Annotated in this window: 15 protein-coding genes; 5 read left to right on the forward strand and 10 right to left on the reverse strand. The window is 62.7% G+C overall.

The window, feature by feature from the left end; all coding sequences use genetic code 11:
* Positions 1–18 precede the first annotated feature (18 nt).
* The 3 genes from bla to dmeR form a co-directional block, all read right to left on the reverse strand.
* Positions 19–924, reverse strand: a complete 906-nt coding sequence (gene bla / locus QMO80_RS06725) for a class A beta-lactamase (RefSeq protein WP_283199376.1) — start codon at positions 922–924, stop codon at positions 19–21.
* Between the two features lie 105 nt (positions 925–1,029).
* Positions 1,030–2,058, reverse strand: a complete 1,029-nt coding sequence (gene dmeF, locus QMO80_RS06730) for a CDF family Co(II)/Ni(II) efflux transporter DmeF (RefSeq protein ID WP_283199377.1) — start codon at positions 2,056–2,058, stop codon at positions 1,030–1,032.
* 23 nt (positions 2,059–2,081) lie between these two features.
* Positions 2,082–2,354 carry a Ni(II)/Co(II)-sensing transcriptional repressor DmeR gene (dmeR, locus tag QMO80_RS06735; RefSeq protein WP_283199378.1) on the reverse strand — a complete coding sequence of 91 codons (273 nt, stop codon included), beginning with the start codon at positions 2,352–2,354 and terminating at the stop codon, positions 2,082–2,084.
* Between the two features lie 236 nt (positions 2,355–2,590).
* Here dmeR and QMO80_RS06740 point away from each other — a divergent pair, with 236 nt between their 5' ends.
* A complete protein-coding gene (locus QMO80_RS06740; RefSeq protein ID WP_283199379.1) occupies positions 2,591–3,085 on the forward strand; it encodes a GNAT family N-acetyltransferase in 495 nt (164 codons plus the stop codon).
* Positions 3,086–3,097: 12 nt separating this feature from the next.
* On the opposite strand, the gene QMO80_RS06745 is transcribed toward QMO80_RS06740, so the two are convergent.
* The 3 genes from QMO80_RS06745 to QMO80_RS06755 all read right to left on the reverse strand — a co-directional run bounded on the left by QMO80_RS06745 (position 3,098) and on the right by QMO80_RS06755 (position 5,335).
* Positions 3,098–4,012: a cytochrome c gene (locus QMO80_RS06745; protein ID WP_283199380.1), complete on the reverse strand. Its 915-nt coding sequence runs from the start codon at positions 4,010–4,012 to the stop codon at positions 3,098–3,100.
* 112 nt (positions 4,013–4,124) lie between these two features.
* On the reverse strand, positions 4,125–4,565 hold the full coding sequence (locus QMO80_RS06750) for a cytochrome c (protein ID WP_283199381.1): 441 nt from the start codon (positions 4,563–4,565) through the stop codon (positions 4,125–4,127).
* A gap of 134 nt (positions 4,566–4,699) precedes the next feature.
* On the reverse strand, positions 4,700–5,335 hold the full coding sequence (locus QMO80_RS06755) for a LysE family translocator (RefSeq protein WP_283199382.1): 636 nt from the start codon (positions 5,333–5,335) through the stop codon (positions 4,700–4,702).
* 130 nt (positions 5,336–5,465) lie between these two features.
* On the opposite strand from QMO80_RS06755, the gene QMO80_RS06760 reads away from it, so the two are divergent.
* On the forward strand, positions 5,466–6,158 hold the full coding sequence (locus QMO80_RS06760) for a YafY family protein (RefSeq protein ID WP_283199383.1): 693 nt from the start codon (positions 5,466–5,468) through the stop codon (positions 6,156–6,158).
* Positions 6,159–6,561: 403 nt separating this feature from the next.
* Here the strand turns inward: QMO80_RS06760 and QMO80_RS06765 are convergent, their stop codons facing one another.
* The 3 genes from QMO80_RS06765 to QMO80_RS06775 all read right to left on the reverse strand — a co-directional run bounded on the left by QMO80_RS06765 (position 6,562) and on the right by QMO80_RS06775 (position 8,933).
* Entirely contained in the window at positions 6,562–7,407 is an 846-nt protein-coding gene (locus QMO80_RS06765) for a metallophosphoesterase (RefSeq protein WP_283199384.1), read from the reverse strand.
* 109 nt (positions 7,408–7,516) lie between these two features.
* Entirely contained in the window at positions 7,517–8,197 is a 681-nt protein-coding gene (locus tag QMO80_RS06770; RefSeq protein ID WP_283199385.1) for an HAD family phosphatase, read from the reverse strand.
* A gap of 133 nt (positions 8,198–8,330) precedes the next feature.
* Entirely contained in the window at positions 8,331–8,933 is a 603-nt protein-coding gene (locus QMO80_RS06775; RefSeq protein WP_003569477.1) for a superoxide dismutase, read from the reverse strand.
* Between the two features lie 211 nt (positions 8,934–9,144).
* Between QMO80_RS06775 and QMO80_RS06780 the strand changes: the two genes are divergently transcribed.
* From QMO80_RS06780 to QMO80_RS06790, 3 genes are all read left to right on the forward strand, one after another.
* Positions 9,145–9,471, forward strand: coding sequence for a hypothetical protein (locus tag QMO80_RS06780; RefSeq protein ID WP_283199386.1), 327 nt, complete (start codon positions 9,145–9,147; stop codon positions 9,469–9,471).
* A 106-nt stretch (positions 9,472–9,577) separates the two neighbouring features.
* The gene (locus QMO80_RS06785) at positions 9,578–10,231 is read left to right on the forward strand and encodes a class I SAM-dependent methyltransferase (protein WP_283199387.1); all 654 of its coding nucleotides are present in this window, start codon (positions 9,578–9,580) and stop codon (positions 10,229–10,231) included.
* A 58-nt stretch (positions 10,232–10,289) separates the two neighbouring features.
* Positions 10,290–11,021, forward strand: a complete 732-nt coding sequence (locus QMO80_RS06790; protein WP_283199388.1) for a sulfite exporter TauE/SafE family protein — start codon at positions 10,290–10,292, stop codon at positions 11,019–11,021.
* A 15-nt stretch (positions 11,022–11,036) separates the two neighbouring features.
* Here the strand turns inward: QMO80_RS06790 and QMO80_RS06795 are convergent, their stop codons facing one another.
* Positions 11,037–11,378, reverse strand: coding sequence for a nuclear transport factor 2 family protein (locus QMO80_RS06795; RefSeq protein WP_283200128.1), 342 nt, complete (start codon positions 11,376–11,378; stop codon positions 11,037–11,039).
* Positions 11,379–11,434: the final 56 nt, after the last annotated feature.

Here is an 11,434-nt window from a genome sequence, read left to right on the forward strand (position 1 = left end):
GCCGTCGTACCCCCCAACTCAAACCATCTCGACAATCATCCGCCCAACCTCGGCAAAGACCGGGTTGAGCTCCTTCACCGGCGCGGTCGCCTCGGCGATGTAGACGGCGGCGACGATCGGGCTGCGGTCGGGGGGCCAGATGACGGCGATGTCGCCGAGGGAGCCGTTCTGGCCGGTGCCGGTCTTGTCGCCGACTTTCCACTCCGCCGGCAGGCCGGCCCGCAGCCGCTCGCCGCCGGTCGTGCTTGCCACCAGCCAGGCGATCAGCCGGTCCGAGGAGGCTTCCGTGAGGATCGAGCCGAGCGTCAGGTTGCCGAGCGTGTCGAGCATCGCATCCGGTGTGGTCGTGTCGCGCGGGTCGTCCTTCCGGCCTTCGTTCAGCGTCGGCTCGGTGCGATCGAGACGGGTCGTGCCGTCGCCGATCGAGCGCAGCCAGTCGGTCAGCCCCGCCGGACCGCCAAAACTTTCGAGCAGCAGGTTGCCGGCGGTATTGTCGCTGACGGTCACTGCCGCCTCGCAGAGTTCTGTGATGGTCATGCCGTCGGCGCCGGCGTGTTTTTCGCTGAGCGGCGAATAGTCGACGAGCTTGTCCCTGCCGTAGGTCACCCGCCGGTCGAGGCTCTCCTCACCCTTGTCGGCGCGGGCAAGCGCGAAGCCGGCAGCCAGCGCCTTGAAGGTGCTGCACATCGGAAAGGCCTCGCTGCCGCGATAGCCGAAGGAGATGCTCGTCTGGGTATCGAGCACCGAGACGCCGAGGCGACCGCCGGTGCGTTTTTCCAGCGCCACAAGGCGCTTCTCGATATCGTCGTCGCCCTCCCCGGCCTTCTCCTCGGCACGGACGGGAAGCGTGAGCGCAGGCAGGCCCAAGGTAGACAGACAAAGCGCCGAGCCTATCAGCATGCGGCGGGTAAGATTGAGATGCATGATTCCTCCGGAGGTGAGGAGGATAGGGCTAAAGAGCGATTACGGCGGCATCTCGTCCCCGCGGCAACTCTGTTGTCCGCCGAGCGGCCTGTCGCGCCGCGGCGATTACGCGGCGCGCGTGACCTCGACCGTCACATGCGACAATTCCGTCAGCGCCGACAGCCGGCCCTTGTAGAAGGCCGGTTCGCGTGGGCTCGGGGTGACGACGGCGACGATGGCGGCGTGGTGGCCGGGGCCGACCTGCCAGACATGCAGATCGGTGATCCGGTCGTCGTCGGTCTCGATCGCCTCGCGGATCTCGGCGGGCAGCGTCTCGCCCTGGGGCACGACGTCGAGTAGCACGCCGCCCGAGGATTTCATCAGGCTCCAGGACCAGTTGGCGATAACCAGGCCGCCGACGATGCCCATGATCGGATCGAGCCAGAGCCAGCCATAGAGGCTGCCGAGCGTCAGCGCCGCGATGGCGAGAACGGAGGTCATGGCATCGGCGATGACATGCAGATAGGCGGCGCGGATATTGTTGTCGCCGGGCTTTGCATGATGGTCTTGGGGGTGATGGTCTTGGGAGTGATGATCATGGGCGTGGGCACCATGACCGTGATGGGCATGGTCGCCGTGATGGTGCGCGTGGTGACCATGCGCGTGGTGGCCGTGGTGATGTGCGTGGCCGCCGCCAAGCAGCCAGGCGCTGGCGAGATTGACGGCAAGGCCGATCACCGCGACGGCGATCGCCTGGGCAAAGCCGATCGGCACCGGATTTGACAGGCGCAGCCAGCTTTCCCAGGCCATCAGCAAGGCGATCAGGGCAAGAATGATGGCGCTGGCGAAACCGGCGAGATCGCCGAGCTTGCCGGTGCCGAAGGTGAAACGCGGGTTGCGCGCCTGCCTCCGGGCGAAGAGATAGGCAAGCGCCGAAATCAACAGCGCGCTGGCATGGGTCGACATGTGCCAGCCATCGGCGACCAGCGCCATCGAGCCGTAGGCGGTCCCGGCGGCGATTTCCGCCACCATCATCACCGCCGTGAGAGCGATCACCAGCCAGATGCGCCGCTCGTTCACCGCATGATCGGCGCCGAGGAAGATATGATCATGCTCCAGGGCGTTCGTTCCAGCCTTCTCGATCCCGGTACTCATTACAGGCTCCTTCGTCACGGCACTCAGCGGATATAGGTTCTCAGCACTTCCGATATTTCCTCGACCGCCTCTGCTCTCGCGGCATCGTCATCGGCATTCAGCACATGTTCGCGCAGATGATCGTCCAGCACCTCGCCGGTCAGCCCGGTCAGGGCGCCGCGGACGGAGGCGAGCAGCTGCAGGATTTCGCCGCACGGGCGCTCGGCATCGAGCGCCCTTTCGACGGCTTCCATCTGGCCCTTCAACCGGCTGACGCGGGCGATGAGTTTCTTTTTCTGCAGGGTGGTGTGGGACATGGGCTCCTATGTAGCATAGGGGGGTATACTATCAAGGGGGAAAATCGGCCATTGACAAAGACCGCGTTTCCGACGATTGATGCGGCATGATCAAAAACGCGCACCAGAGCCGCTCGTATTTTTGGCTGTACCTGTAAAGGGCGGCTGGACAGATCATATTGTCAACAAGCCGCCGTCAGGCGGCTTTGTTGTATCGGCAGCGTCCTGACGGCAGACTATCAAAGGACGCGAAGACCATGACCGAAATCGAAGACAGCGAAATTTCATTGATGCGCCCGTCGGTGGTGACGATCCGTACCGCCAAGCCGCGCGACCTGCCCGAACTCAACGAGATGATCGCCCTGCTGGCCGCCCATCACGGCGATTCGGCCGGGACGACGCCCGAACAATTGGAGCGCGATCTGTTCGGCCCCCTGCCCTGGATCCATGCGCTGGTCGCCGAAACCGGCGAAGGGCTGATCGGCTACGCCATTCTCGTGCCGCTCTACAGGGCACAGGAGGGCAAGCGCGGCATGGACCTGCACCATCTCTTCGTGCGCGACGGCCATCGCGGCCACGGCACCGGCCAGCTGCTCGTCGACCGCGCCCGCGAAACCGCGCGCAATGCCGGCTGCGGCTACCTCTCCGTCAGCGCCGCCACCGGAAACGTGCTGGCGCATCGCTTCTACGAACAGCTGGATTTCACCCCGCGGCCGGTCACCGGCATGCGGTATATGCAGTCGATCGCGTGAGGCAGATCTGTCCTACCGTCCCGGTACCGCCTTCAAATAGGCGGCGATCGCCTCGCGATCGGCGGCCGGCAGATGGGCGATGTTCTGCTGCACATCGACCATCGAGCCGCCGACGCTGTCGAAATCGGGGGTGAAGCCGGTTTCGAGGTAGCTGGCGATATCGGTCTCGCTCCAGCCGCCGATGCTTTTCGACGCCGGGGTGATATCGGGTATGCTGCCCTTGCCTTCCGGATTGGGCGCGCCGGCGAGCCACTGACCGGCCTCAAAGCCGCCGAGCGCATCGCGCGGCGTGTGACATTCGCCGCAATGACCGGGGCCTTCGACGAGATACTGCCCGCGCTTGATCTTGTCGTCACTCTTGGAAAGAGCGACGCGCGGCTGGTCGTTGAAATAGAGGAATTTCCAGCCGCCGAGCGCCAGCCGGATGTTATAGGGGAACGGCAGCTCGTGCGGGGGCGCGACGTTGGCGCTCTTCGGCAGGGTCTTCAGGAATGCGAAGAGATCGTTGACGTCCTTGTCGCTCATGCGGGAATAGGAACTATAGGGAAAAGACGGGTAGAGATGCTGTCCATCAGGCCCGACGCCGCGCTTCATCGCGTTACCGAACTCGGCGAGCGTCCAGGCGCCGATGCCGGCCTTTTCATCGGGCGAGATGTTCGGCACGTGGAAGGTGCCGAAAGGGCTCTTCAGCGCTAGGCCGCCCGACAGCGTCAGCTTGGCATCGCCTTCGGAACCGGGGGCGGAATGACAGCTGACACAGCCGCCGGCCCAGAACACCATCTGGCCGTTTGCCGGATCCGGCGCGCCGAGACCGGCCCAATGGCTTTCCGGCAGCGGATCGGGTGCGGTGACGAGATAGAAGGCACCACCGCCCAGCATGGCGACGCCGATCAGACAGAGCAGTAACCGGATGAACCTGCGGATCATACTCCGCCTCCCCTTTGCCGAGATTTCCTCGGGCGGATAATAAGTCGACCCGCGCCAGCGGCAAGGCCGGCGCGGATCGCGTATCAAGATCCGGATGAAGATGGCCTATCGCTCACTCCTTGATGCGATAGGCCTTGTGACAGCCGCCGCAGCTGGCGCCGAGCGTGTTGACCGTGGCGCCGACAGCCGCGGCATCGGCCGGAAGCTGGGCGAGCGCGGTTTCGGCATCGCCGGAGAGCTTGGCGGCGCGCGCCTTGAAGTCGTCCATGTTTTCCCAGATCTTCGGGCTCGCTTCCGCATCGCCCGTTTCCGTGCCCGGCTTGAACTGATCGGGGAACACCTTGGCCGTTGCGGCAATCGTCGTCAGCGCCGTCTTCACCGCTTCGGCATCATAGGGCTTGGTGCCCTTGGCGATGGCTCCCAAGGCGCCGGCCGCGCCGCCGATCTGCTTCATCAGGGCAATGCGCGAATCATGCGTACCATCGGCGGCGGTCACCGAACCGAAGGCTATGCCGGCCATCGCTGCGGCGGCAGCTACTGCTTTCCAATTCATATTTCCTCTCCAATTTTCTGAAGGCCAAGGCGGCCGACGGCCAATCTGCACCGGGAGCATGACAAAATCCATGCCCTCCGGGCAGTCACGTTTTGCCGGATCATCATAAAAACAATGTGATAGACCTTGGCAATTCAGGCGCTTTTCCACCCCTGCCAGAGGCTGAAGGCGGAAACCGCAACCAGCAGCAGCCCGGCGCAGCGACCGACGAAGGCCGTGGCATCGGGATTGGCGACGAGAAGATCGCGGCTGCGGCCGGCGGTCATCGCCAGCGTGCCGTAAATGGCGAACTGGGTGGCCACCGTCATGGCGCCCATGATCAGGCCCTGCCTCCAGACCGGGCCAAATTCCGGCCTCAGGAACTGCGGATAGACGGCGAACATGAAGATATAGGCCTTCGGATTGACGAGGCAGGTGACCGCACCCTGGCGGAAGGCGCGCCAACCGGAGCGCGCCGTTCCGGGCCCGACCGCCTCGACGGTGATCGAACTGCGCATCAGCGAAATGCCGATCCAGATCATATAGGCGACGCCGGCAAAGAGCAGCACGTTGAAAAGCTGCGGCAGCATGGTGACGAGCAGACCGACACCGGCCGCCCCATAGGCCGAATGCACGGCGCCGCCCGCCATGATGCCGCCTGTCGCCGCCAGCCCACGCCTGACGCCGCCGGTCAGCGCATTGGCGAGCACGAAGAGCATATCCATGCCCGGCACGATGATGATGCCGAAAAGAAGGGTGAAGAAAAGCCAGAGGTTTTCGTGGTAGTTCATGTCAGTTACCGCCTTGTCGGTCCATGGGCCGTTTTGAAAGACCCTGATTGATTTCAATCCGATAGGCGGCTCTATACGCAAACCCAACTGACAGTGTATTGTCAGGAGCGTGAGGGATGGGAGAGGCAAAATGCGCAAGGCCTCACGGCTGTTCGAGATCATTCAGATCCTGCGGCTGGCCAGAAAACCGATGACGGCGGCTGCGATGGCCGAGACGCTCGAAGTGACGGTGCGCTCGATCTATCGCGATATCGCCGCGCTACAGGCGATGCGGGTGCCGATCGAGGGCGGGCGCGGCATCGGCTATATCATGCGGCCGGGTTTCGACCTGCCGCCGCTGATGTTCTCGATCGAGGAGATGGAGGCGATCGTGCTGTCGCTGGCGCTGCTCGAACGCACCGCCGACGAAGAGCTGAAGCAGGCGGCGCGCCGGGTCAACCGGAAGATATCAGGCGCCGTGCCGGCGCCGCTGCGCCAGGCGATGGACAGCAAGGCACTCTATGCCTGGGGCTCGATCGCACAGCCGGCAGGCCTCGACCTTGCGATCGTGCGCCGGGCGATCCGCGACGAATGCAAGCTGATGCTCGGCTACCGCGACGAACTCGGCCGCGCGAGCGAGCGAACGATCCAGCCGATCGCGCTGATCTACTATTCGCAGACCGCCAATATCGTCGCCTGGTGCGAACTGCGCCAGGCGATCCGTAATTTCCGCAGCGATCGTGTGGAGCATTGCGCGGCGCGTGACGAGTTCTTCAAGGGTGATGGCGACAGGCTGCGGGAATTGTGGACGAGCGGGTGGACGGAGAAGGCTGTGCCGGGGTGACAGGTGGGCGTTTATGCGAACAGGTTGGCAGCGTTTGAGGCACGAGCGGGAGATCAGCGCCATGCGGCCCCCGGGGAAGCGCTTCGTACCTGGCACATCTTCGACGTCGCCAAAGGACCGCCGACATCTGCCCCCTCCTCCGTCATCCTCGGGCTTGACCTGGCTTGACCCGAGTATCCACGCCGACCTCCATCAGCAGCGGGCATGGATCCTCGGCTCAAGGCTGCTCAAGGCCGAGGATGACGGAGGGTGGGGTTGCGTTCCGCCAAACTCACCGTCGGCGGGTTGGGCGCTTCTTCGGGGAGGCCCCCGCAATCTCAGTCAATTTCTGTCATAGAGTCGGCAAAGGCCGAGCATGACATAAGCAGCATCTGGCTGACCTTTATCGACAGTCCATCCCAGCCTAATAAACCAGCGTCCGGCTCTCCTCGCGGCCGAAGCCGCGGATTTCGATTCGGTCGGGATGGACCTCGACGATGGCGAAGGCGTTTTCAGCCTCGGTGTCGACCACGCCCTTGAAATTGACGAAGTGGCAGGCGCCGACCTTGCCGTAATTTCCGGCGTGGTTATGGCCGTTCAAATAGGCGACGACGTTGTCGTGCGCGGCGAGCAGCGCGACAATGTGGTCGCAGTCCCACATATCGTGCTCGCCGGCGGGATAGACCGGATAGTGGTTCATGACGATCACCTTCTCGCCGGCCGCAGCAGCGCTTGCGATCTCATCGCCGAGCCAGGCGAACTGCTCGTCGCTCAGCGCGCCGTTCCAGCGATGGGCATTCCGGGCACCCCTCGCCTGCAGTTCCGCCAGCATCTGTGCCGCCAGGGCGCGGTGCGGATGTCCTTCGGGCGGCGCGAAGGTGCTGACCTCGTTGCCGTCGAGCACGATGAAGCGCCAGCCGTGGCGGCGGAAGCTGTAATAGGGCGACGGCATGCCGAGGCGCGCGGCGACTTCGGAGAGATGCCCCGCGGAGACCGAGAAATCGTGATTGCCGAGCAGGAAGAGCGCCTCGTGCCGGAGCTTCCCATAGACCGGCAGGATATCGTCGAAGCTCTTGAAGCTGCGGTCGATGACATCGCCGAGCGTCATGACGAAGCTCAATTCCTCGCCGTTGAAGACCTCAATCGCCTCGGCGAGTTTGGCGAGGCTGTTAGCGTAGTAGCGGTCCATGGCCGCATGCGGCGGGATTGCCGCATATTGCGGGTCGGCGATGATGCCGAAGCGGAAGCGGGAAGAAGGGGCTGAAGACATGGGGCCTGATTAGGAGTGACCGGTGACAGGAATGTGACGGTGTCCTAAACCATGATCGAACGGCGTCAACTGCCGAGATCCCCGAGCTTTGATTGCAGATCCGACCTGTTCATTTTACCTGGAGCGCATTGATCAAAACGGCAAGAACGTCGTGTAGATCTGGCGCGACATAGGCGCATAGGTTTTGGGTATCCGGCGTTGGCTGAACGAGGTCGGGCACCATTATGGTCATCAGACCGGCACGAGATGCCGAAAGCACACCGTTGCGAGAATCCTCGAGTGCAACAGAACGGCTGGGGTTCACCCCTAACCGGCTTGCGGCTTTCAGGTATGGCTCCGGATGAGGTTTGCCCGCGCTATAGTCTCCGCGGGCGATGATGTGCGCAAAGCGATCCTTCAGATTCACCGCCAGCAGATGGCTAAGCACCGTGTCATGGTCCGAGGAGGTGACGATGGCCCACGGAAGTTGAATTTCTTCCAGCCAGTCCAATATTTCAATGACCCCTGGCTTGAGGCGCAGCTCTGTTGCAACCATCGTCCGGAACCGATCCGAGGCTTGATTCCACACGTCCTCGATGGGAAACTCTCCGCCAAGATGCAGGCCCAAAAGCGCTCTGGCCGACATGCCGGGTAATCCAATCGTTTCCAGATAGACGGACACCGGGATATCAAACCCGTTTTCCTCAGCGGCCTTGATAACGGCGTCCCGATACAAAGCCTCGGTATCGAAAATTAAGCCGTCCATGTCGAACAGGACCGCTTCGGGCTTGAAGGGAAGCTGCTTCATCATCGATCTTTGGGCGCTCAAAATTTCAAGATTTCGCGACTGGCGCATAAAACGAAACACCCGGCGTTTGTGGCGCCGGGTGCTGAACTTAAAGAGGCTGAGACATCGCCGCCCATGGCGGCTGGTCCGGGCCCGCTTACTTCGTGGCTTCTTCGTAGCGCTCCAGGACGTAATCCCAGTTGATCAGGCTATCGACGAAGGCCTCGAGGTATTTCGGGCGGGCGTTGCGATAGTCGATGTAATAGGAGTGTTCCCAGACGTCGACGCCGAGGATCGGGGTGGCGCCGTGGACGAGCGGGTTTTCGCCGTTCGGGGTCTTGGAGATTTCGAGCTTGCCGTTCTTGACGGAAACCCAGGCCCAGCCAGAGCCGAACTGGGTGGCGCCGGCATTGGCGAAATCGGCCTTGAACTTGTCGTAGCCGCCGAGATCGGAGGCGAAGGCTGCTTCCAGCTTGCCCGGCAGCTTGTTGCCGCCGCCGCCCTTCTTCATCCACTTCCAGAAATGGATGTGGTTGTAGTGCTGCGCGGCATTGTTGAAGAGGCCAGCATTGGTGCCGAAGGACTTCTTCACGACGTCTTCGAGCGACAGATCCGAAAGGCCGGCTTCGGCGGCGAGCTTGTTGCCGTTGTCGACATAGGCCTTGTGGTGCTTATCGTGGTGAAACTCCAGCGTTTCCTTCGACATGAAGGGAGCAAGTGCTTCGTAATCATAGGGAAGTTCAGGCAATTCGAAAGCCATGTCAGATCTCCTCTTGGCAATAGATTGCGTCATCGGCAGGTGAGGCGGAACATAGGAGGGGAAGGGAGGAGAGGCAACCGGCGAAATGTCAAAAAACGATCCGTCGGAGGAAAATTTGCCTCAGTTACCGGGCTGGAATCGGGCGGGAAAATCACCCGGGATGCCCGCCCCGAAAACCGCTTCCCGGCGACACACCGCAACGGAGATCAATATGAACAGGAATATAATCCCGCTTCTGACCACTGCCGCGCTTATTAGTCTCGCGGGCGCAGCACATGCCTCTTCGGACGACGCCTGGAAACAGCTGGCAGCCGACGTCGAGGCCAAGTGCAAGAAGGCCGCTGTCGCGATCGACAAACCTGCCGCCAGCGTCGATCCCTTCGGCACCAGCCATTTCGGACTGGCTTTGGTGACGGGAAAGCCGAAGGGCGCCAACGGCCTGGTCGCGCAGATCTGCGTGTACGACAAGCAGACGAAAACCGTCGAGATCGGCAGCGAGCTCGACGCCAAAAAGCTTGGCCTCGCACCGGCAAGATAGGCTGCGTCGGCACTCTCCGCTTTGCGAGTATGTGCCTTCAGTCACATTTCCAACGGAACCGGACGCCACCCTCAGGAGTTGAGGACGGGGTTCAGGAGGGTGCGGGATGACAGAGCTTCGCGGCAGGGCGGAAGATCAGCAGAAAATCTATCGGCGCTGGGCGCCGGTCTATGACCGCGTCTATCGCGGCATTCTGCGTGACGGCCATCGCAAGCTGGCCGCACTCGCCGCTGCGGCCGGCACCGATATTCTGGAAGTCGGCGTCGGCACCGGCCTGACGCTCGGCCACTATCCCAGCCGCTGCCGGGTGACCGGCATCGACATCTCCGAACACATGATCGCGCGGGCGCGCGAAAAGGTGCGCCGCGACAAGCTGCAGCATATCAAGGCGCTTGAGGTGATGGATGCGCATGCGCTGAGCTTTGCCGACCGGTCTTTCGATGCGGTTTGCCTGCCCTTCGTCATCACGCTCATCCCCGAGCCCGAGCGGGCGCTCGATGAATGCGCCCGGGTGCTGCGGCCGGGCGGCGAGATCATCCTCGCCAGCAAGCTTGGCGACGGCGCCGGCCTGCAGGGCGCAATCGAGGCGGCGGTGGCGCCGCTCGTGCGTCACATCGGCTGGTCCTCCGCCTTCCGCATCCACCGCATCATTGCCTGGGCCGAGCGTCGCGGCGATTTTTCCGCTGCCGAGATTCTGCCGGTCTTTCCGAACGGCTTCTTCAAGATCGTCCGGCTGAAGCAGCGCGGACTTTCCGCCTGACATCAGAATTTTTCCCGCATCGCGGATTCTGATGCTACCGTTCGTCTGAGGGGACCGTATGACATCGGACATCTTCTTTTTCATCGTGGTGGGCTTCTGTGCGCAGATCGTCGATGGCGCACTCGGCATGGCCTTCGGCGTGCTGTCGACGACGAGCCTTCTCGCCTTCGGCGTGCCGGCGGCCAATGCCAGCGCCATGACGCATGTGACGGAGATGTTCACGACCGCCGCATCGGGGATCTCGCATGCCTATCATCGCAATGTCGACTGGCGGCTGGTGGCGCGGCTCGCACCGGCCGGCATGATCGGCGGGGCGATCGGCGCCTATCTGCTGGCCAATATCGACGGCAAGGTGATCGCGCCCTTCGTGTCGGCCTATCTGATCGCCATCGGCTTGTTGATTCTCTACAAGGCCTTTCGGCCGCCAGGCAAGCGCGAGGTGCGTGACTGGGCCGTGCCGCCCGTCGGCTTTTGCGGCGGCATTCTCGATGCGATCGGCGGCGGCGGATGGGGACCTGTCGTCACCAGCACGCTGGTCGGGCGCGGCCACGATCTGAAACGGGTGATCGGCTCGACCAATTTCACCGAATTCGCGGTGACGCTGACGATTTCGCTGACCTTCATCCTGACGCTCGGCTGGTCGGAGCTCAATTCGGCGATCGGCCTGATCATCGGCGGCGTCATCGCCGCCCCTTTCGGCGCCATCCTGGTCAAGCGGCTGCCGGTGCGGGCGCTGATGGTGGCTGTCTCGATGGTCATCATCGCGACATCGGCGATACGGCTCTTCTAAGCAGCACCGCCCGGACTACAGATTGCGGCCGAAATAAACCTCTACGGAGGCGATCTTCTCATCCCGGAAGCGCAGGCTCTCCATGTTGGCGAAACTGCCGCCCTCCAATTTTTCGGCGCGGTAACGCACGGCTGCCTCGTCGCCATCGACTGCCAGGAATTCGATATGGATGGCGCGGAAGACCGGCTCCTTCGGCCAGCAGCGCTCGAAATAGGCCGCCCGGTCGATATGGTCGTCACGCGGACTGGAGAAGGTGAAATCCTCCGTCAGCATGGCGCCGACTTTATCCTTGCGGTCAGCCAGATAGGCGGCGTAGAGATCGCGGACGGTCTGCTGCCTCGTGCGCATATCGTTCATGTCGTTCATAGCAATATCCTCCGATTAACCGATTGCATCACGCAATCAGTTTAGCC

Origin of the sequence: Rhizobium sp. BT03 (assembly GCF_030053155.1) — a bacterium.
GTDB lineage: Bacteria > Pseudomonadota > Alphaproteobacteria > Rhizobiales > Rhizobiaceae > Rhizobium.